General features: G+C 66.3%; 17 protein-coding genes and 1 pseudogene. 5 read left to right on the top strand and 13 right to left on the bottom strand.

Features of this window, described 5'->3' with window-relative positions; genetic code table 11:
- Nucleotides 1-170 precede the first annotated feature (170 nt).
- A complete protein-coding gene (locus tag ACOEQ1_RS04220; RefSeq protein ID WP_419757969.1) occupies nucleotides 171-1,142 on the bottom strand; it encodes an L-threonylcarbamoyladenylate synthase in 972 nt (323 codons plus the stop codon).
- Nucleotides 1,143-1,395: 253 nt separating this feature from the next.
- Between ACOEQ1_RS04220 and ACOEQ1_RS04225 the strand changes: the two genes are divergently transcribed.
- From ACOEQ1_RS04225 to ACOEQ1_RS04240, 4 genes are read left to right on the top strand one after another with little or no spacing between them, the layout of a single operon-like run.
- Nucleotides 1,396-2,868 carry a leucyl aminopeptidase gene (locus tag ACOEQ1_RS04225; RefSeq protein WP_419757970.1) on the top strand — a complete coding sequence of 491 codons (1,473 nt, stop codon included), beginning with the start codon at nucleotides 1,396-1,398 and terminating at the stop codon, nucleotides 2,866-2,868.
- Between the two features lie 51 nt (nucleotides 2,869-2,919).
- Nucleotides 2,920-4,380: a leucyl aminopeptidase family protein gene (locus ACOEQ1_RS04230; RefSeq protein WP_419757971.1), complete on the top strand. Its 1,461-nt coding sequence runs from the start codon at nucleotides 2,920-2,922 to the stop codon at nucleotides 4,378-4,380.
- Nucleotides 4,381-4,392: 12 nt separating this feature from the next.
- Nucleotides 4,393-4,839: a DNA polymerase III subunit chi gene (locus tag ACOEQ1_RS04235; protein ID WP_419757972.1), complete on the top strand. Its 447-nt coding sequence runs from the start codon at nucleotides 4,393-4,395 to the stop codon at nucleotides 4,837-4,839.
- Nucleotides 4,836-5,663, top strand: coding sequence for a YgfZ/GcvT domain-containing protein (locus ACOEQ1_RS04240; protein WP_419757973.1), 828 nt, complete (start codon nucleotides 4,836-4,838; stop codon nucleotides 5,661-5,663). The genes ACOEQ1_RS04235 and ACOEQ1_RS04240 overlap by 4 nt, the downstream gene beginning before the upstream one ends.
- Nucleotides 5,664-5,673: 10 nt before the next feature.
- Here the strand turns inward: ACOEQ1_RS04240 and ACOEQ1_RS04245 are convergent, their stop codons facing one another.
- The gene (locus tag ACOEQ1_RS04245; RefSeq protein WP_419757974.1) at nucleotides 5,674-6,270 is read right to left on the bottom strand and encodes a hypothetical protein; all 597 of its coding nucleotides are present in this window, start codon (nucleotides 6,268-6,270) and stop codon (nucleotides 5,674-5,676) included.
- Between the two features lie 105 nt (nucleotides 6,271-6,375).
- Between ACOEQ1_RS04245 and ACOEQ1_RS04250 the strand changes: the two genes are divergently transcribed.
- Nucleotides 6,376-6,699: a hypothetical protein gene (locus ACOEQ1_RS04250; RefSeq protein ID WP_419757975.1), complete on the top strand. Its 324-nt coding sequence runs from the start codon at nucleotides 6,376-6,378 to the stop codon at nucleotides 6,697-6,699.
- A gap of 74 nt (nucleotides 6,700-6,773) precedes the next feature.
- Here the strand turns inward: ACOEQ1_RS04250 and lpdA are convergent, their stop codons facing one another.
- The 11 genes and pseudogenes from lpdA to rfbA form a co-directional block, all read right to left on the bottom strand.
- The gene (gene lpdA, locus ACOEQ1_RS04255; protein WP_419757976.1) at nucleotides 6,774-8,165 is read right to left on the bottom strand and encodes a dihydrolipoyl dehydrogenase; all 1,392 of its coding nucleotides are present in this window, start codon (nucleotides 8,163-8,165) and stop codon (nucleotides 6,774-6,776) included.
- A 2-nt stretch (nucleotides 8,166-8,167) separates the two neighbouring features.
- Complete coding sequence (gene odhB / locus ACOEQ1_RS04260) at nucleotides 8,168-9,406, bottom strand: 2-oxoglutarate dehydrogenase complex dihydrolipoyllysine-residue succinyltransferase (RefSeq protein WP_419758637.1); 1,239 nt, start codon at nucleotides 9,404-9,406, stop codon at nucleotides 8,168-8,170.
- Nucleotides 9,407-9,562: 156 nt separating this feature from the next.
- Nucleotides 9,563-9,778 (bottom strand): annotated as a pseudogene (locus tag ACOEQ1_RS04265) (biotin/lipoyl-containing protein); the annotation flags it as partial.
- A gap of 37 nt (nucleotides 9,779-9,815) precedes the next feature.
- On the bottom strand, nucleotides 9,816-12,749 hold the full coding sequence (locus tag ACOEQ1_RS04270) for a 2-oxoglutarate dehydrogenase E1 component (RefSeq protein ID WP_419757977.1): 2,934 nt from the start codon (nucleotides 12,747-12,749) through the stop codon (nucleotides 9,816-9,818).
- Between the two features lie 204 nt (nucleotides 12,750-12,953).
- The gene (gene sucD, locus ACOEQ1_RS04275; protein ID WP_419757978.1) at nucleotides 12,954-13,829 is read right to left on the bottom strand and encodes a succinate--CoA ligase subunit alpha; all 876 of its coding nucleotides are present in this window, start codon (nucleotides 13,827-13,829) and stop codon (nucleotides 12,954-12,956) included.
- Nucleotide 13,830: 1 nt separating this feature from the next.
- The gene (sucC, locus tag ACOEQ1_RS04280; protein WP_419757979.1) at nucleotides 13,831-15,027 is read right to left on the bottom strand and encodes an ADP-forming succinate--CoA ligase subunit beta; all 1,197 of its coding nucleotides are present in this window, start codon (nucleotides 15,025-15,027) and stop codon (nucleotides 13,831-13,833) included.
- 7 nt (nucleotides 15,028-15,034) lie between these two features.
- Nucleotides 15,035-15,988, bottom strand: a complete 954-nt coding sequence (gene mdh, locus ACOEQ1_RS04285) for a malate dehydrogenase (protein WP_419757980.1) — start codon at nucleotides 15,986-15,988, stop codon at nucleotides 15,035-15,037.
- 173 nt (nucleotides 15,989-16,161) lie between these two features.
- Nucleotides 16,162-17,058: a glycosyltransferase family 2 protein gene (locus tag ACOEQ1_RS04290; RefSeq protein WP_419757981.1), complete on the bottom strand. Its 897-nt coding sequence runs from the start codon at nucleotides 17,056-17,058 to the stop codon at nucleotides 16,162-16,164.
- On the bottom strand, nucleotides 17,055-17,954 hold the full coding sequence (gene rfbD, locus ACOEQ1_RS04295; protein WP_419757982.1) for a dTDP-4-dehydrorhamnose reductase: 900 nt from the start codon (nucleotides 17,952-17,954) through the stop codon (nucleotides 17,055-17,057). The genes ACOEQ1_RS04290 and rfbD overlap by 4 nt, the downstream gene beginning before the upstream one ends.
- 10 nt (nucleotides 17,955-17,964) lie before the next feature.
- Nucleotides 17,965-18,525 carry a dTDP-4-dehydrorhamnose 3,5-epimerase gene (rfbC, locus tag ACOEQ1_RS04300; protein ID WP_419757983.1) on the bottom strand — a complete coding sequence of 187 codons (561 nt, stop codon included), beginning with the start codon at nucleotides 18,523-18,525 and terminating at the stop codon, nucleotides 17,965-17,967.
- A 65-nt stretch (nucleotides 18,526-18,590) separates the two neighbouring features.
- Nucleotides 18,591-19,466: a glucose-1-phosphate thymidylyltransferase RfbA gene (gene rfbA / locus ACOEQ1_RS04305; RefSeq protein WP_419757984.1), complete on the bottom strand. Its 876-nt coding sequence runs from the start codon at nucleotides 19,464-19,466 to the stop codon at nucleotides 18,591-18,593.
- Between the last annotated feature and the right edge of the window lie 35 nt (nucleotides 19,467-19,501).

Consider the following 19,501-nt stretch of genomic DNA (forward strand, 5'->3'; position numbering starts at 1 on the left):
TGGGTAGCCACCGCCTCACCTTAAGACGGGAGACAGATTTGATTTTCTACCCGGAACAACCCCGGCGTGGCAATCACGAAATGAAAAGCCGGAGGGAGTTTCCGGCCGCGGACCGGGTGACGCTCATCAAACAGATGGACGCGCGGATAGCACCCTGGCGCACGCCGGCTTCAGCGGTGGGCGGCTCTGCTAAGTCGGTCGTTGATGGCGGCGCCCAGGCCTTCCCTGGGAACCGGCATGACTGCGATCCCTCGACACCCAAGGGCGCGGCCCTGGCTGTCGAGCCAGCGGAGACCGGCGAACAGTCGCGCTGCCGCCTCAGCGAGATTGCCGACCTCACTGAGGTTGAAGGAAAGCACCGCACCGGGGATCGCCGGCCCGAAGGCAAGCAGCGCCTCGTTCTCGGCGACCTCCGTCGCGTTCAGCCGCAAGGGCAGGTCTGGGGAGTAGTGGGAGAGCGATTGTCCGGGCGATCGTGGCGCCGCTGCGTCATGGTCTTCCGCGGCGGCCATCGCCGGCGCGACCTCCCGCAGCGCTTCGAGGGTGACGCCGCCGGCGCGCAGCAGGTTGGGCCGCGAACCGCTGAGGTCGACCACTGTGGACTCGAGGCCGACGGCGCAGGCACCGCCATCGATCACCGCGGCGATGCGGCCGTCGAGCCCCTCCAGCACGTGCTGCGCCGTCGTCGGGCTGACGCGGCCCGAAAGGTTGGCCGAGGGCGCGGCGACCGCTCGCCCGACCGCCGCCAGAAGCCGTTGCGCGACAGGATGGGCAGGGACGCGCACCGCCTGCGTGTCGAGGCCCGCGCCCGCCAGCCGGGCGACGGTGCAGAGCGGACGCCGGGGCAGGACGAGGGTGAGGGGGCCGGGCCAGAAGGCCTCGGCAAGTCGCTCGGCAAGCGCTGACGGCTCCACGTCGCCGAATGCGGCGGCGGCCGTCGCGTAATGGGCGATGAGCGGGTTGAAGCTCGGCCGGTTCTTGGCGCCGTAGATGGCGGCCACGGCGGCCTCATCCGTTGCATCGGCGCCGAGGCCGTAGACCGTCTCGGTTGGAAAGGCGACCAGTTGCCCCGCTCTCAGCAGAGCCGCGGCCTGTGCGATGCCGGCAGCGTCGGGAACGAGCCGCAACGTGGCAACGCTCATGCGCCGCCGCCTACCGGTGGAGAAGCTCCCCGGTACTCGAAAAGACACGTCCGGCAATACTCCTCGCGCGAAATCAAAACCTTCCTAACCTATTGTTGCGTGTCGGCGACGGCCACCACCCGAAGCGGGTGATAGTCGGGACTGGCACGAGTGGCAAAGCGTGCGACAACTGTTAGTGTCGCACGTCGAATGTCATGACACGTCCGCGGCGGCTGCCGATGCGCGGCAGGCGCCGCACCTAAAGGATCATTCCATGCTTGATGTCGCTTTCTCGAAGCCAGTCCCGCCCAAGGCGGGTGCGGTCGCATTGCTGTTGGCCGAGGAGGAGGCTCTCTCAGGCGCCGGACTGGCGCTGAACGAAGCGTCGGGCGGTGCGATATCCCGCGCGATCGAGGTCGCCGGCTTCAAGGGCCAGAAGGGGAAGACCGTGCTGCTCTTCGCGCCCGTCGAGGGGCTGACGCGACTGCTCGTCGTGGGCCTGGGCAAGCGGGCTGACCTGACGGCGTTGACGGTCGAGGAGGCCGGTGGCGGAATCGCCGCCGCTCTCTCGCAGGAGGCGCAGGTGACTGTTCTCGCCGAAGGACTGGCAGCCTCTGAGGCCGCGCATCTGGGCCTGGGCGCGGTGCTGCGCGCCTACCGCTTCGACCTCTACCGGACCAAGGAGAAGCCCGAGGACAAGCCGAAGCTCACCGCCATCACGGTGCAGGCGGAAGACCATGCAAAGGCCAAGTCGGCATTCGCACCGCTGAAAGCGGTGGCCGAGGGCATCTACCTTGCTCGCGACCTGGTGACGGAGCCGGCGAATGTTCTGACACCACCGGAAATGGCGGAGCGCTGCCGCGCGCTGACCAAGCTCGGCGTGAAGGTCGAGATCATGGGACCGAAGGAACTCGAGAAGCTCGGCTTCGGCGCGCTCCTCGGCGTGTCGCAGGGCAGCGTGCAGGAACCGCGGATGGTGGTGATGCAGTGGAACGGCGCGGGCGGCCGCAAGCCGCGTAAGCCGCTGGTCTTCGTCGGCAAGGGCGTGACCTTCGACACCGGCGGCATCAGCATCAAGCCGGCCAGCGGCATGGAGGACATGAAGTGGGACATGGCGGGCGCCGGCGCCGTCGTCGGCCTGATGGCGGCGCTCGCGGGCCGCAAGGCGAAGGCTGACATCGTGGGGCTGGTCGGCCTCGTCGAGAATATGCCATCTGGCTCCGCGCAGCGCCCGGGCGATGTGGTGACGAGCTATTCCGGCCAGACCATCGAGGTTCTCAACACCGACGCTGAAGGCCGCCTCGTGCTCGCGGACGTGCTCTGGTACGCGCAGGAGAAGTTCGATCCGGCCCTTATGGTCAATCTGGCGACGCTGACCGGCGCGATCATCGTGGCGCTCGGCCAGGAGCACGGCGGCATGTTCAGCAATGACGAGGAACTCGCCCAGAAGCTCACCAGCGCCGGCATCGCGACCGGGGAGAAGCTTTGGCGCATGCCGCTCGGTGAGGCCTATGACAAGGCCATCAAGTCCGACATCGCGGACATGAAGAACATCGGCGGCCGGCACGGTAGCGCCATCATCGCCGCCCAGTTCATCCAGCGTTTCGTCAACAACAAGCCCTGGGCGCACCTCGACATCGCGGGCATGGCGTGGTCTTCGAAGGATGCCGCCTGCGTGCCCAAAGGGGCGACGGCCTACGGCGTGCGGCTTCTCGACCGGCTGGTCCGCGATCACTACGAGGCCTGACGCCCGGACGACGTCTCGCTCGTGAACCGCTTCGAAAAATCCCGCCGCGGGATGGCTGAGCTGCAACTGAAGCTCAGCCTGGTGGGGATCGACGATCTCGGGCCGGCGGTGCCGCTCGTGCTGCCCATACGGGATGGAGCCGTTCCCGCGGCTATGGCACCTGCCGCCCGCGTCTCCGGTTTCGTTGGCAAACCGGATGAAACGGTTCTTCTTCCAGGCGATCCCGGTTCCAGCAACGCCCACCGCGAGCTTCTCCTGCTGGGCCTCGGCGCACCGAGAGCCGCCGAGGCAGCCGGTGCCCGTGCGGCAGTCGTGCTCTCGGCCTGCCGTGAGATCGCCATCGACGGGCGCGGTCTGCCGCGCGCAGTCGCGGTGGCCCTGGCGTTCGGCGCTGCCAGGCGTGCCTGGCGCTTCCCGAACTACCGGCAGGGGCCGACCGACGCCGGCGGCAGCGCCATGCAGATCGAGCATATTGCACTTGTGGTGGATAATCCGGCGCATGTCGGCGTGCGTTGGCGGGAGGCTGTGGGGTCGCTGGAGGCGACGATCCTCGCCCGTAACTTGATTGCGGAGCCCGCCAATCTGCTGACGCCGCAGACCTTCGTTCAGCAGCTCAGTCTCCTCGAGGCCGCCGGGGTCTTGGTGGAGGTCATCCCCGCCGACGCGCTGAGCGGCAAGGGGCTGCATCTCCTCGCCGCTGTCGGCCGCGGATCCGCCAATCCGCCTGCGCTGGCGCTGCTCCATTGGCAAGGACGGCTGGAGCTGCCGCCCGTGGTGTTCGTAGGCAAGGGAATGACCTTCGACACCGGCGGCATCTCGATCAAAGGGGCGGACCGGATGTGGGATATGCGTGGCGACATGGCGGGCGCCGCCGTCTGCGCCGGTGCGATGCTGGCGCTGGCCCGCCGCGATTCCCCGGCCTCGGTCATCGCCGTTCTCCCGCTCGCGGAGAACATGGCGGGCGCGGACGCCTATCGCCCGGGCGACGTGATCGGCAGCCATCACGGCCTGACGGTCGAGATCGTCGATACGGACGCCGAAGGGCGGCTGATCCTCGCCGATGCGCTCTCCTATGCCATCGCCCGCTTCCGCCCGCGCGCCATCGTCGACATCGCGACGCTGACCTACAGCGTCGTCGTCGCGCTCGGGCAGGAGATGGCGGGCTGCTACGCGAACGACACCGTTCTGGCAGCGAACCTCGCCGCGGCCGGGGTGGCATCCGGAGAGCCGGTCTGGCGCCTGCCCTTCACCGGCGAACAGCGGGAGCAGCTCGCCTCCGACATCGCCGACATCAAGCAGTGCGTGAACGGGCGGCTCCTGCCTGACGCCGGGCTCGCCGCGGCCTTCCTGAGCCGGTTCGTGGACGAGACACCCTGGGCTCATATCGATATCGGCGGCACCGACCTGCGCGACGAGGCGGATGATGGGCATGCGGCCGGTCCCACCGGGTTCGGCGTGCGGCTTTTGGACCGGCTGATCGCGCTGCGCTACGAAGACCCGGATCATCCATAGGCGCGGTGCCTGATGGCGGAAATCGGCTTCTACCATCTCATGCGGACGAGCATCGATCAGGCGCTGCCGCCGTTGCTGGGGCGCACGCTGGCGGCCGGGCAGCGCGCCGTCATCCGCTGTGGGAGCATGGAGCGGCTGGCGGCCCTGGACAACGCACTTTGGCTTTGTGCCGACCCGGACTGGCTTCCCCATGGCACGGCCGCCACAGGCCGCGCCGGCGAGCAGCCGATCTGGCTTACCGAACTCGACGAGGCTCCCAATGGTGCCCGGTTTCTTTTTCTTGTCGACGGGTCGTCGAGTGAGCGGCTGGGCGTCTTCGACCGCGTCTTCGACCTGTTCGACGGCAATGACGAAGCAGCCGTTGCCGCCGCGCGCCGCCGCTGGATTGCCGCGAAAGCCGAGGGGCACCAATTGAGCTATTGGCAGCAGGCTGCCCGGGGATGGGAACGCAAGTTATGACCAAAGTCGCGAGTCTGGCGCATCGGTCGGTGATTGCAGTGGAGGGCGAGGACCGTGTCACCTTCCTGCAAGGCCTCGTCTCGCAGGACATCGAGCTCGCCGCCCCCGGCGCTGCCCTGTGGTCGGCGCTGCTGACCCCGCAGGGCAAATGGCTTGCCGAGTTCTTCGTGTTCTCCGACGGCTCTTGCCTGCTGCTGGATGTGGAGGCGGCGCAGCAGGAGATGATCGTGACGCGGCTCTCGCGCTTCCGTCTGCGGGCGAAGGTGGCGATTGTCGCCACGCCGTACGTCGTGCAGACCGCTTGGGGTGGTCCTGTGACGCTGCCCGATCAGGGGGTGTTCCTGATCGCTCCCGATCCTCGGCTGGAGGCCGCTGGATGGCGGATCATAGCCGATGCTCCTCTGGCCGAGACTGCGACAATCGCCGAATGGGACGAGCATCGCATCAAGCTCGGTCTGCCGGACGGTTCGCGCGATCTCGAAGCCGAGAAAACGGTGCTCCTCGAGGCGGGTTTCGACGAACTGAACGGTATCTCCTGGACCAAGGGGTGCTACATGGGCCAGGAGTTGACTGCGCGGACGCGCTATCGCGGGCTCCTCAAACGTCGCTTGGTGCCGGTCGTGATCGATGGCCCCGCGCCGGAGCCCGGTACGCCCGTATTGAATGACGACCGCGAAGTCGGGACGATGCGATCCGTGATCGGCGGACACGGCTTGGCGCTGCTCCGGCTCGACGCTCTCGGCGCGAGGGGACTTACCTGCGGTGAGGCCGCTTTGACGCCGCTTGTGCCATCTTGGATGCGGCTGCCTGTTCCAACCACCTGAATCGGCGCCGTCAGCTTGGCGTTCCGAGGTCGGGGAACAAGGTGTCGGCGCGGGTTGTCACGTTGTTAACGGCCGGCATCAACGGGATATGGGACAGATGCGCCTGCACTTCGGCGGGAGGCACAATGAAGATCGGGCTGGCCAACAAGCGTTGCACAGCGGCCGTGTCTCCGGTGCCATAGGCCTGCGCTAGCGCCAGCATCGTATCGACCACTGCCTGCGAGGGCGCTGCCTGGCTGATGCCGACGTAGGAGCGCACTGTCTCTCGGGCTTCCAGCATCTGCGCGCGCGTGAGTGGGTCCATGTCGATCCACCGCGGGCTCGTGTTGAGTTCGCCGCCCATGTAATCGAGCGCCGCAATAGCAGTCGCAGCGTCTGCCGGCTTCCGAATCACCTGGCCAAAGTAGTATGCGGCGATATCCAGCGATCGGACGTCGACATCGCCATTGGTGCCAAGCGCGCCTGGCGGCATCACCGCTGTGCTCGGCGCCGGGTCTTCGGCGGCACAAGCGGCTAGAGTTGCCAGAACAGTCGACACAACAAGGAAGCGGGCGATTTTCATGCCGGTGTATTGGGGAGCGGCTGCAGCCGCGACAAGCGCCGCCAATCGTTGCGCTCATCATCTTTTGCTGAGGCGTCCGGAGCGATCACGGCTTGGCGAGCAAGCCCGTCGCGCCTCCAACACCGTTAGGATCTCGCGAGGCGTAACTATATGTTTCTCGATGTTGAATCCGGATGTGAGAGGAAACCCCCCATGCGCATTTCGAGAGACAAGTCGTTGTCGGACCCGATCCGGCTATCTTCCGCAAACACTCCAACGGCTATTGAGAGCCGCAAAAAAGAGTTGGGCCTGCTGATCCAGGCAGCGTTGAAGGTCGGCGCCGATCTCGCCGCACGTGAAGCGGGACGCCGGGCTTTCGCGGAGTTCGTCAAGCTCGACCGGGATCTGCAGCCCGCTCCCGCCGTGACAGTTGCAAGTTCGGGTCAGCTGTTGTTCGCGGAAATCAAGCGCCGCCGCCCTCGGGCGACGTTGTAGCCGCTGTCCCAGGAGACTGACGGCACACCGCTGAGCCGAAGGAGCGGCCGCTCCGACGCATGAGGAACGGTAGGTCAGATGTGGATTGCATGACCTTCGACCGCAAATGCCGCTTCGCGCACCGCTTCGCTGAGCGTCGGATGGGCATGACTGATCCGTGCGACATCCTCTGCCGACGCTCCGAATTCAATCGCGGTCACTAGCTCTGCAATCAGCGTTCCGGCATCCGGCCCGATGATCTGCGCCCCGAGCAGCCTGTCTGTCGCCTTGTCCGCCATCAGCTTCACGTAGCCGTCCGTGTTGCCGATAGCGCGCGCGCGGCCATTGGCGGTGAACGGAAACTTGCCGACGCTGTAGGCGACCCCTTCGGCCTTCAATTCGTCCTCGGATTTGCCGACAGTCGCCACCTCCGGCCAAGTGTAGATGACACTCGGAATCGCGTCGTAGTTCACGTGACCAGCCTGACCGGCGAGGATCTCGGCGATTGCGACCCCCTCGTCCTCGGCTTTGTGCGCCAGCATGGGGCCAACCCGAACATCGCCGATGGCATAGATGCCCGGCACATTCGTGGCGTAGTGCTCATCGGTCTGCACACGTCCGCGCTCGTCACGCGCGATCCCCGCATCCTCGAGGCCAAGCCCGTCGGAGAAGGAACGTCGCCCGATCGCGAGCAGCACGATGTCCGCCGTCAATGTCTCGGCGTCGCCGCCCTTCGCGGGCTCGAAGGTGAGGTTGACGCCGCTGTTGGTCGTCTCGGCCTTCGTCACCTTCATCCCCAGGCGGAACTTGAGGCCCTGCTTCTCGAGGATGCGCTGAAAGTCCCGAGCCACGTCCGTGTCGAGTGTCGGCACGATGCGGTCGAGGAACTCGATCACCGTCACCTCGGCACCGAGCCGGCGCCACACGCTGCCAAGCTCCAAACCGATCACGCCGGCGCCGATCACCACCAGGTGCTTCGGCACTTCGGACAGTTCGAGAGCGCCAGTCGATGTCACGATCCGCTGCTCGTCGACGGCGACGCCGGGCAGGGGCGTGCTCTCGCTGCCGGAGGCGATGACGATCGCCTTCGTCTCATAGTCCGTGCCCGCGACGGACACGCGACCCGCACCGACGATGCGGCCCTCGCCCTTCAGCCAGGTCACCTTGTTCTTGCGGAATAGAAACTCGACGCCCTTGGTATTGGCCTGGACGACCTCACGCTTGCGCGCGTGCATCTGGTCGAGGTCGAGTTTGACGCTATCGACTATGATGCCGTGCGCGGCGAAACCATGCTGCACTTCGTTGAAGTTCTCCGACGACTGCAGCAGCGCCTTGGAGGGAATGCAGCCGATGTTCAGGCACGTCCCGCCGAGCGTCTCGCGCTTCTCCACGCAGGCGACACGAAGGCCTAGCTGGGCCGCGCGGATCGCGCAGACATACCCGCCAGGGCCGGAGCCGATGACGATCAGATCGAAGGCGTCGCTCATAATCAAAGTCCCAGCAGAAGACGGCGCGGATCCTCGATCGATTCCTTGACCCGGACAAGAAACGAAACAGCTTCCTTGCCGTCGATGATCCGGTGATCGTAGGTCAGGGCCAGGTACATCATCGGCCGGATCTCGACCTTGCCCGCTATCGCAATCGGCCGCTCCTGGATCTTGTGCATGCCGAGGATGGCCGACTGTGGCGGGTTAAGGATCGGGGTCGACATCAGCGAGCCGTAGACGCCGCCATTGGTGATGCTGAAGGTGCCGCCCGTCAGCTCGTCGAGCTTCAGCTGCCCGTCGCGAGCGCGCTTGCCGAAACTCGCGATGGCGCCTTCGATCTGCGCGAAGTTCATCTTGTCCGCATCGCGCAGCACAGGCACCACGAGCCCATTCGCTCCGCCGACGGCGATTCCCATGTGCACGTAATTCTTGTAGACGATCTCGTCGCCGTCGATCTCGGCGTTGACCGCCGGGAACTCCTTCAGGCCGGCGATGCACGCAGTGACGAAGAACGACATGAAGCCGAGCCGCACGCCGTTGTTTTTCTTTTCGAAAGCGTCCTTGTAGGACGAGCGCAGCGCCATCGCGGCCGACATGTCCACCTCGTTGAAGGTGGTCAGCATGGCGGCGGTGTTCTGCGCCTCCTTCAGGCGGTTGGCGATCGTCTTGCGGAGGCGCGTCATCTTCACACGCTCGTCGCGCGGCTCATCGGTGCGTGCGGCCTTAGGCGCAGGCACGGGCGCCGCCGCGGCGGCGGGCGCAGGCTTGGCGAGGAATTCGATGACATCGCCCTTGGTGATGCGTCCGTCCTTGCCGCTGCCGGCCCCGATGCTGGCGGCCGAGACGCCGGCTTCCGTCATGCGCTTGGTGGCGCTGGGGAAAGCCTCCTGAGCCGCTGCCCGATCGGCAGGCGGGGTCGCCGGCCGCGCGACCGGACCACCGGCGCGGGGCGGAGGATTGACGCCTGCATCGGGCTTCGCCGCCGGCTTGCTCGAGGGTGCAACCGCAGACCCCGCACCGGCGCCGATGGCGCCCAGCACGGAACCGACCTCGACCTCGGCGCCATCCGCAGCATGGATCACGGATAGCGTGCCGCCGACCGGCGCATTGACCTCGACGGACACCTTGTCGGTTTCAAGCTCGACCAGCGGCTCATCGGCTTTGACCGTGTCGCCCTGCTTCTTGAGCCAACGCGAAACGGTCGCCGTCGTGACGCTTTCGCCGAGCGTCGGCACCACGATGTCGGTGCCGCCAGCTGCCGAGGGAGGCGCCGGGGGTTCCGGCGTCGCGGGCTCAGGGGCCGCGGGCGGGGGTGCCGCGGACTTTGCCGGAGCAGGTTTGCTCTCCGTAGGCTTTTTCTTGGACGGAACGCCTCCCGCCTCACCGATCTCGCCGAGCACGGCGCCCACTTCGACCTCGGCGCCATCCTTTTGCAGGATGGCCCCAAGCACGCCGGCGGCAGGTGCGTTGACCTCGACCGTGACCTTGTCGGTCTCGAGCTCGACCAGGGGCTCATCCGCCGCGACGGCATCGCCCTCGTTCTTCAGCCATCGGGCAATAGTGGCGGAAGTCACGCTCTCACCAAGCGTGGGAACCAATATCTCGGTCGGCATCGTCGCTCCTGATCGGATCTGACTGATCTAGTCTAGACTATTGCAGAGCGGCGGCAACGAGTGCCGCCTGTTCCTGGGCATGGACCTTGGCAGAGCCGGTGGCGGGACTCGCCGCCTCGGTCCGGCCAACGTAGCGAGGCCGCTTCGACGCGGCATCGATCGCCACCAGAACCCGCTCCAGCCGGCGGTCGACGAAGGTCCAGGCGCCCATGTTCTCGGGCTCCTCCTGGCACCACACCACCTCGGCGTTGCGGTAGGGCGTCAGCGCCGTGCGAAGCCCCATCGCCGGGAATGGGTAAATCTGCTCAAGCCGGACCAGCGCCACGTCGCGAATGTCCTGCTCCCGGCGCGCCGCGATCAGATCGTAGTAGACCTTGCCGGTGGATATCACCACGCGGCGGACCTGTTCGGGCGCGACCAGAGACTCCGTTTCCCCGATGACCTTCCGGAACGTCGTGCCGGCTTCCATCTCACTGAGCGGGGAGACGGCAAGCTTGTGCCGCAGCAGCGACTTCGGGGTCATGATGATCAGCGGCTTGCGATAGTTCCGCTTCATCTGCCGGCGCAGAGCGTGGAAGTAGTTGCCGGGCGTCGTGATGTTGCAGACCTGCATGTTCTGCTCCGCGCAGAGCTGCAGGTAGCGCTCCAGCCGCGCCGAGGAATGCTCAGGCCCCTGGCCCTCATGCCCATGCGGCAGCAGCAGTGTCAGGCCGGACATCCGCAGCCACTTGGTCTCGCCGCTGGAGATGAACTGATCGATCACGGCCTGGGCGCCGTTGGCGAAGTCGCCGAACTGCGCCTCCCACAGCACCAGCGTGCGCGGATCGGCGACGCTGTATCCATATTCGAAACCGAGCACGCCGACCTCGGACAGCAGCGAGTTGTAGATCTCGATCTTCGCCTGTTCGGACCGGATATTGTTCAGCGGCACGTATTCGTTCTGGTTGGTCTGATCCACCAGCACCGCGTGGCGCTGGCTGAAGGTGCCGCGCTGCGAATCCTCGCCCGAGAGACGGATGCGGTGGCGGTCGAGCAACAACGTGCCGAAGGCCAGCGCTTCGCCTGTCGACCAGTCGATGCCTTCGCCGGTCTCGGCCGCGACCCTCTTCGCCTCCAACTGGCGCGCGATCTTCGGGTTCACGTCGAAATCGCCCGGTACCGTCGCCAGCGCCAGCCCGACCTCGCGCAGAGTCTCGATCGCGACCCCGGTCGTTTCCTCCGAGCGGGTCTCGTCTTCCTCGCCACGGTTCAGGCCAGCCCACTTGCCTTCAAGCCAGTCGGCCTTGTTCGGGCGATAGGACTTCGCCGCCTGGAAATGCTCTTCCAGCTTGGCAACGAACCCGTCCCAGACCTGCTTCGCCTCGTCCTCGGTGAGGACGCCCTCGGTCACCAGCTTCTGGGCATAGAGTGTGCGCGTCGTCCGCAACTCGCCGATCGCGCGATACATGATCGGCTGCGTGAAGGCGGGCTCGTCAGACTCGTTATGGCCATGGCGGCGATAGCAGACGATGTCCAGCACCACGTCGCAGGAGAACTCCTGCCGGAACTCGGTGGCGAGGCGCGCCGCGAACAGCACCGCCTCCGGGTCGTCGCCATTGACGTGCAGGATCGGCGACTGCACCGACTTCGCGACATCCGTGCAGTAGAGGCCGGAATAGGCATGAGCCGGAACGGTGGTGAAGCCGATCTGGTTGTTGGTGATGACGTGCAATGTGCCGCCGGTGCGGTAGCCGATGAGCTGGCTCATCGCCAGCGTCTCATAGACGATGCCCTGGCCGGCGAAGGCCGCGTCGCCATGCAGCAGAATGCCCATCACGGTATGACGGCCATTCGTGTCGCCGGCCTCATCCTGCCGGGCGCGCACCTTGCCCACCACCACGGGGTCGACGACCTCGAGATGCGACGGGTTTGGCTGCAACGAAAGGTGGACCTTCCGGCCGTCGATCTCGAGATCGGTCGAGGTTCCGAGGTGATACTTCACGTCGCCCGAGCCCTGCACGTCGTCGGGCTTTGAACTGGCGCCGCCGAATTCGCTGAACACCGCGGTGAACGGCTTCTTCACGACGTTCACGAGCGTGTTGAGGCGGCCGCGGTGGGCCATGCCGATCACCACCTCCCGCACGCCGGCGCGGACGCCTGTGCGGATCATGGTGTGCAGGGCAGGGATGGTAGACTCGCCGCCTTCCAACCCGAAGCGCTTGGTGCCGACATACCGCTTCTGGCAGAAGCTCTCGAAGGCCTCGGCCTCGGTCAACTCCTGAAGAAGCTGCTTCTTGGAAGCAGTGTCGATCTCCTGACGCCAGGACGCGCCTTCGATCCGGCGCTGCAGCCATGCCTTCTGCGCCGTGTCCTGGATGTGCATGAACTCGATGCCGATCGAGCCGCAGTAGGTGTCGTGCAGGACCTGCAGAATCTCGCGGAGGCTCGCGGTCTCACGACCCAGCATGTTGTCGATGAAGATCGGGCGATCGTAGTCCTGCGGCTCGAAGCCGTAGGTCGCCGGATCAAGCTCCGGATGGTGGCGAGGCGTCGTAAGCCCCAACGGGTCAAGCTTCGCCTCAAGGTGGCCACGCACGCGATAGGCGCGGATGAGCATCAGCGCGCGGATGGAGTTGATCGTATCGTCGTGGGCGTGGGTCGCGGCTTCCGCCTTCGGCATCGGGACGCCGGCCCTCGCGGGTTCCGCCATGGCAGCCGAGGCACCATTCGGGGCGGGCGCTTTCTTCGCGGCAGGGGCGGAGGGCGCAACGGGAGCCTGTCCATCGGCTTCGATTGCCCAGTGGCGCGGAGCCCAGGAGGCACCGGAGGCATCCGTCAGAATGAACCGGGCCTCATCGTTGAGCGCCTCGAACAGGTTGGCGAAGCTGGGATCCACGGTCGCCGGGTCGCGGACCCAGCGGGCATAGAGGTCGGCGATGAACGCCGCATTAGCACCGTTGAAGGCGGTGGCGAGAATATCGACGCCTGGCATAGGGGCTCCGTTACATTCAGTCCCACCCGGACGGGGAGGGACCGCTGCCATCGGATTCTGAGAGGGGCAGCGGCTCTCGGCAAAAATAGGCGTTCGCGATCAATTCGGAGACAACCCCTTCAAGGTCGCAGGGTTGTCCCCGGCGCATGATCGCCGCCGCCATTAAGCCTTTTTCGTTAGCCTATACTTTCGGCCCAGCAGAGTTCAGCCGCCAATAGCCTTGATCATCGTGCTGCCGAGCGAGGCCGGGCTGTCGGCGACATGGATGCCGGCCGCCAGCATCGCCTCGGTCTTGGCCGCCGCCGTATCCCGGCCACCGCTGATGACAGCGCCGGCATGGCCCATCCGCCGGCCCGGAGGGGCAGTGGCACCAGCGATGAAGCCCACCACCGGCTTCTTCGTGCCGCTCGCCTTGATGAACTCGGCGGCCACGATCTCGCTCTCGCCGCCGATCTCGCCGATCATGACAATCGCATGCGTCTCGTCGTCCTCCAGGAACATCGCGATGACATCCTTGAAGTCGAGCCCCTTCACCGGGTCGCCGCCGATGCCGACGCAGGTGCTCTGACCAAGGCCGGCCGCCGTGGTCTGCGCGACCGCCTCATAAGTGAGCGTGCCGGAGCGGCTGACGATGCCGATCTTGCCGCGGCGATGGATGTGGCCGGGCATGATGCCGATCTTGCAGGCGTCGGGCGTGATGACGCCCGGGCAGTTGGGCCCGACGAGGATCGACTTGCTGTCGATCAGCGCGCGGCGGACCTTCACCATGTCGAGCACCGGAATGCCCTCGGTGATGCAGACGATCAGCGGCATCTCGGCGTCGATCGCCTCGAGGATCGAGTCGGCCGCGAAGGGTGGCGGCACGTAGATGGCGGTCGCGGTCGCGCCGGTCTTCTCGCGCGCCTCGATGACCGTGTCGAAGACCGGCAGGTCGATGTGGATCGAGCCGCCTTTGCCCGGCGTCACGCCGCCGACCACCTTGGTGCCGTAGGCGATGGCCTGCTCGGAGTGGAACGTGCCCTGGGCGCCGGTAAAGCCCTGGGTGATGACGCGCGTGTTGCTGTCGACGAGGATGGCCATGTTATGCGGCTTCCTTAACGGCGCGGACCACCTTCTGGGCGGCATCCGCTAGATTATCGGCCGCGATGATCGGCAGGCCCGACTTCGCCATGATCTCCTTGCCGAGGGCGACGTTGGTGCCCTCCAGCCGGACGACCAGCGGCACGGTCAGCGACACCTCGCGGGCGGCGGCGATGACGCCCTCGGCGATCACGTCGCAGCGCATGATGCCGCCGAAGATGTTGACCAGGATGCCTTCGACGTTCGGATCGGACAGGATGATCTTGAAGGCGGCGGTCACCCGCTCCTTGGTCGCACCACCGCCCACGTCGAGGAAGTTGGCCGGCGAGCCGCCGTAAAGCTTGATGATGTCCATGGTCGCCATGGCGAGGCCGGCGCCGTTCACCATGCAGCCGATGGTGCCGTCGAGCGCCACATAGCTGAGGCTGTACTTGTTCGCCTCGAGTTCCTTGGGGTCTTCCTCGGCCTCGTCCCGCATTTCCTCCAGGTTCGGATGCCGGAAGAGGGCGTTGTCGTCGAAGCTCACCTTGGCGTCGAGCGCCACCACGTCGCCGGTCTTGGTCACGACCAGCGGGTTGATCTCGACGATCGCGCAGTCGAGGTCGATGAAGGCCTTGTACATGGCCAGGACGAACTTCGTGAAGGCGCCGACCTGCTTGCCGGAAAGGCCGAGGCCGAAGGCCAGCCCACGGGCATGGAAGGGCGAAATGCCGGTCGCCGGATCGACCGCGACGCGCAGGATCTTCTCCGGCGAATGCTCGGCCGTCTCCTCGATCTCCATGCCGCCTTCGGTAGAGGCCATGATGAGCACGCGGGAGGTCGCGCGATCGACGAGGAGCGAAAGGTAGAGTTCGCGGGCGATGTCGCAACCGGCCTCGATATAGACGCGATGGACGGTCTTGCCGGCGGGCCCGGTCTGCTTGGTCACCAGCGTATGGCCGAGCATGGCGTTCGCGGCGGCGTAGACTTCGTCGTGCGACTTGGCAAGGCGGACGCCGCCCTTGCCGTCCGGATCGTCGGCGAAGCGGCCGGCGCCGCGTCCCCCGGCATGAATTTGGGATTTGACGACGAAGATCGGCCCCGGCAGTTGCTGGGCGGCCGTCACCGCCTCCTCAGGCGTCCAGGCGACATGGCCTTCCAGCACGGCGACGCCCGCCGCCTTCAACAGCTCTTTGGCCTGGTATTCATGGATGTTCATGAGAGGGTCAGCCCACCAGTTGCTTGGATGCTTCGATCAGGCCACGCACGCCCTCGCAGGACTTGTCGAAGGCGGCCTGCTCGGCCTCGTTCAGCTTGATTTCGACGATACGCTCGACGCCGCCGGCGCCGATCACGACCGGCACGCCGACATAGAGGTCCTTGATGCCGTACTGACCAGTAAGGTAGGCGGCGGCGGGCAGCACGCGCTTCTTGTCGCGCAGGTAGCTCTCGGCCATCGCGACGGCCGAGGCCGCCGGGGCGTAGAAGGCGCTGCCCTTCTCGAGCAGTTTGACGATCTCGCCGCCGCCGTTTGCGGTACGCGCCACGATCGCGTCGATCTTCTCCTGCGTCGTCCAGCCCATCGCGATGAGGTCGGGGACAGGAATGCCGGCGACGGTGGAGTAGCGCACGAGCGGCACCATGCTGTCGCCGTGGCCGCCGAGCACGAAGGCGGTCACGTCCTCCACGGAGACGTTGAACTCCTGCGCCAGGAACAGGCGGAAGCGGCTGCTGTCGAGCACGCCCGCCATGCCGACGACTTTCTCGGGCGGGAGGCCGGATTTCTGCTGCATCACCCAGACCATGGCGTCGAGGGGGTTGGTGATGACGATGACAAAGGCGTCGGGACAGTTCTGCTTGATCCCCTCGGCCACCTGAGCGATCACGCCCGCATTCTTGGCGACGAGATCGTCCCGCGACATGCCCGGCATCCGGGGAAAGCCCGCGGTCACGATGACCACGTCGGCGCCGGAAAGCGATGCATAGTCCGATCCGCCCGTCATTTCCGAGTCAAAACCATCGACCGGGCTGGACTGCATGATGTCGAGCGCCTTTCCGGCGGCGACCCCACCGAAGACATCGAACAGGGCGACGTCGCCGAGTTCCTTCAGGCCTATCAGGTGGGCGAGCGTGCCGCCGATATTGCCAGCGCCGATGAGGGCGATTTTGTTCCGGGCCATGAGGGTCCTTCCACGGGTTTCGGGAGGCGGACAGGGTCAGCCAAAGCCCCGGGAGATCCCGGGGCCAGGAAGTGCCTGTGTGCTAGCTCAAGTGTTGCAGTGCGGCAAGCAGAAGCAAGGATTAGACGATCCGGCTTTTCGTGCGGGGCTGCACTGTTATCCCTGCGGGGCCGTTACCGGCCGATGACGAACCAGACACGGAAGAGCATGGTCTGGGCGACCGAGTTGCGCACGAAACCCGAAAGACGGAGAGCCCGTAAGCGCGAGACGACGCCCTCACGAAGCGCGGTTCTGACGATGGCGAGGTCGTTTCTGGCCCGAGGCGCAAGCAGCGCTGGCTGGGCGCTCAGCGCCTCAACATTTGCGCGGAACACGGTCATAAAGGCGCCAGGGCCGCGGCGCACAGCGGCAAGCGCGCGCCGGGGCGCGGAACGAGGCGCGCCGACGACGTTCTCGGCGTGCTGGCGGTAGAGGATAACGCCGCGATCATCGCGCAGCACACGGCCGCCGGCGGCGGTCACCAGCAGGTAGCACCACCAATCGTGCCAGGTGATGGGGGGTGGCTCGCTCGCGGCGATGAGAGCGATTGCCTCCGCGTTCAGGAGGACGGTGTTCCCGGTTGCGATGTTCTGTGTCAGGCTAGCGGGAAATGAGGCTGGTCCGCCGAGCGGCGCCGAAAGGCCGATGCGATCGAGTTTCTCATCCACCAGGATCTGGCGGGCGCAGTAGAGCGCCGGGCCGGCGAGGGGGGCGAGCCGAGCGGTCGCCCAGGCGAGCTTTTCCGGCAGCCAGACATCGTCCTGATCGGCGAAAGCGATGAAAGGATGACCGGCCGCCGCCCGCAGAAGGGTCATGAAGCTGCGGGTGACGCCGATGTTGCCGGGAGGCTCCGCGACACGGACGGCACGCCCACCCTTCCAGGCGGCCAGCTTGGCGACGGTGCCGTCGGTCGATCCGTCGTCGCGCCAGTAGAGTATCCAGTCGCTATGAGTTTGACCGGCGAGGCTATCGAGGAAAGCGTCGAGGTAGGTCTCGCCGTTGTAGGTCGACAGAAGAATGGCGACGGTCATTCATGCGGCGTTAGCAGGCTATCGACCGTTCGCGCCAGGCTTTCACGCCACGGCGGCAGAGCGATGCCAAAGGTTCCGGCGAGCTTTCCGTTGTCCAGCCGCGAGTCGGCCGGCCTCCGCGCCGGGGTCGGCCAGTCGGCGGTAGCGATGGCCTCGACCTCGGGCGAGGGGCCGCCGCGCCGCCGCGCCTCCTCGAATGTCGCCACCGCAAGGCCGTGCCAACTCGTTTCGCCCGATCCCGTCGCATGGAAGATGCCGCCGAAGCCCGGGCGCCAGCCGTCCCGGTCGATGAGGGCGATGATGTCGAGGATTGCGGCGGCAAGGTCGGCGGCGGCGGTCGGGCTGCCCTTCTGGTCGGCGACGACGCGAAGCTTGGGCAGCCGGGCGCCGGCCGAAAGCATCGTGCGGACGAAGTTCTTGCCCGTGTCCGAGTAGACCCAGGCGGTCCGTAGGATGATGGAGTGGCCGCCAGCCTTCAGCACGCGCTCCTCGCCATCCCGCTTGGTGCGGCCGTAGGCGCCGGTCGGATTGGTGGGGTCGGCTTCGCGGTAGGGCGTCCCCTTGGAGCCGTCGAAGACATAGTCGGTCGAGATATGGATGAAGGGGATCCGGGCCTCGGCGCAGAGGGTCGCCAGCAACTCCGGGCCATCGGCATTGGCGCGGGCGGCGGCCGCTTCGTCTGCCTCGGCGGCATCGACGGCAGTGTAGGCGGCAGCATTGACGACATATCGCCAGGGGCGGGTGGCGAAGGCTTTCAGGATCGTCCCGGCGTCGTCGAAATCGAGCTGTGGCCGGCCGAGGACGACCATGTCCATCTCGCGCGGCGGACCCAGGCGTCCAAGCGCCTGCGCGACCTGGCCGCTGCCTCCGGTAACCAGGATGGGGCCGATACTCATCTCAGCTAATCTAATAGGTGAACAAGGTGCCCGCGTCGCGCAGACGCGGCAGTTGCTGGTCCTTCTCGGACAGGATCGCCTCATCTGCCGAGACGGGCCACGGCAGAGCAAGATCGGGGTCGTTCCAGATCACGCCCGCCTCGCTGGCGCGGTCGTAGTCGCCGGTGACCTTGTAAAGCACCTCGGTGTCGGGCTCGAGCGTGCAGAAGGCGTGCAGGAAGCCGCCCGGGATCCACAGCTGCTGCCAGTTCTCGGCGGAAAGCTCGGCCGCCACCCATTTGCCGAATGTGGGCGAGCCGACACGGGCATCCACCGCCACGTCCCAGATGGCGCCGCGCGCGCAACGCACGAGCTTGCCCTGGACGTTCGGCGCTATCTGGCAGTGCAGCCCACGGACAACGCCGCGCTCACGCGACAGGCTGTGATTGTCCTGCACGAAATGGCCGTCGATGCCGGTCGCCGCGAAAAGCTTCTTCGCGTTGAAGGTCTCGGAGAAGAAGCCGCGGCTGTCACCGAACTGCGGCGGCGTGATCAGCAGGACCTCGGGGATCGCGAGCGCTTCGACCTTCATGACCGCATCCAGTGCTCAGACACGCCGCTCAGCTTGAACATGCCCGTGTGCTTAAACATGCCCGCTTAAACATGCCCGTCCGCCAACTCGCTCAGGAAACGGCCAAGTTCGGTTTTGCCGAGCTGTTTAGCGTGAACGCGAAGCTGATCGGCGTCGATGAAACCCTTGCGGAAGGCGACTTCCTCGGGAGAGCCGACCAGCATGCCCTGGCGGGACTGGATTGTCTGCACGAAGGTCGCCGCCTGCATGAGGCTGTCCGGCGTCCCGGCATCGAGCCAGGCGGCGCCACGACCCAGACGCTCCACGTGCAGCGTTCCCTCCTCAAGATAGATCTTGTTGAGGTCGGTGATCTCAAGCTCGCCCCGCGCGGAAGGCGTGATGGTCGCCGCGATTTCTCCGACGCGCTTGTCGTAGAAGTAGAGGCCCGTGACCGCCCAGTTGGACTGCGGCAACGCCGGCTTCTCGACGATCTCCAGCGCGTGTCCGGCGTCGTCGAACGTCACCACGCCGTAGCGCTCAGGGTCGCGCACCTGACAGGCGAAGACGGTCGCGCCTTCGGGACGGGCGACGGCGGCGCGCAGCAGAACCGAGAGGTGCTCGCCGTGGATGAGGTTGTCGCCGAGGGCAAGCGCGCAGGCCTCGCCCGCGAGCCACTCCCGGGCGATCAGGAAGGCCTGCGCGATCCCGTCGGGCTTGGGCTGTTCCGCGAAGGTGAACTGCACGCCGAGGCGGGAGCCGTCGCCCAGCAGCCGCTTGAACTGCGGCAGGTCGGCCGGCGTCGAGATGATCATGATGTCGCGGATGCCGGCGAGCATCAGCGTGGACAGCGGATAGTAGACCATCGGCTTGTCGTAGACGGGCAGAAGCTGCTTCGACGCGGCCAGGGTGATGGGGTGCAGCCGCGTGCCAGAGCCGCCCGCGAGCAGGATACCTTTCATCATCGGTCTTGTTCTTCCGTACGTTGATTGAGTGGCGC

The organism is Acidisoma sp. (assembly GCF_965199065.1).
Classification (GTDB): domain Bacteria; phylum Pseudomonadota; class Alphaproteobacteria; order Acetobacterales; family Acetobacteraceae; genus Acidisoma.

Bases quoted from the DNA above. Each gene is read 5' to 3' on its own strand.
- sucD (WP_419757978.1), bottom strand. From the start codon at position 13,829: ATGGCCATCCTCGTCGACAGCAACACGCGCGTCATCACCCAGGGCTTT.
- ACOEQ1_RS04240 (WP_419757973.1), top strand. From the start codon at position 4,836: ATGACCAAAGTCGCGAGTCTGGCGCATCGGTCGGTGATTGCAGTGGAG.
- ACOEQ1_RS04290 (WP_419757981.1), bottom strand. From the start codon at position 17,058: ATGACCGTCGCCATTCTTCTGTCGACCTACAACGGCGAGACCTACCTC.
- ACOEQ1_RS04250 (WP_419757975.1), top strand. From the start codon at position 6,376: ATGTTTCTCGATGTTGAATCCGGATGTGAGAGGAAACCCCCCATGCGC.
- ACOEQ1_RS04235 (WP_419757972.1), top strand. From the start codon at position 4,393: ATGGCGGAAATCGGCTTCTACCATCTCATGCGGACGAGCATCGATCAG.
- ACOEQ1_RS04220 (WP_419757969.1), bottom strand. From the start codon at position 1,142: ATGAGCGTTGCCACGTTGCGGCTCGTTCCCGACGCTGCCGGCATCGCA.
- ACOEQ1_RS04225 (WP_419757970.1), top strand. From the start codon at position 1,396: ATGCTTGATGTCGCTTTCTCGAAGCCAGTCCCGCCCAAGGCGGGTGCG.
- ACOEQ1_RS04270 (WP_419757977.1), bottom strand. From the start codon at position 12,749: ATGCCAGGCGTCGATATTCTCGCCACCGCCTTCAACGGTGCTAATGCG.
- sucC (WP_419757979.1), bottom strand. From the start codon at position 15,027: ATGAACATCCATGAATACCAGGCCAAAGAGCTGTTGAAGGCGGCGGGC.
- rfbD (WP_419757982.1), bottom strand. From the start codon at position 17,954: ATGAGTATCGGCCCCATCCTGGTTACCGGAGGCAGCGGCCAGGTCGCG.
- lpdA (WP_419757976.1), bottom strand. From the start codon at position 8,165: ATGAGCGACGCCTTCGATCTGATCGTCATCGGCTCCGGCCCTGGCGGG.
- rfbC (WP_419757983.1), bottom strand. From the start codon at position 18,525: ATGAAGGTCGAAGCGCTCGCGATCCCCGAGGTCCTGCTGATCACGCCG.
- rfbA (WP_419757984.1), bottom strand. From the start codon at position 19,466: ATGATGAAAGGTATCCTGCTCGCGGGCGGCTCTGGCACGCGGCTGCAC.
- ACOEQ1_RS04230 (WP_419757971.1), top strand. From the start codon at position 2,920: ATGGCTGAGCTGCAACTGAAGCTCAGCCTGGTGGGGATCGACGATCTC.
- mdh (WP_419757980.1), bottom strand. From the start codon at position 15,988: ATGGCCCGGAACAAAATCGCCCTCATCGGCGCTGGCAATATCGGCGGC.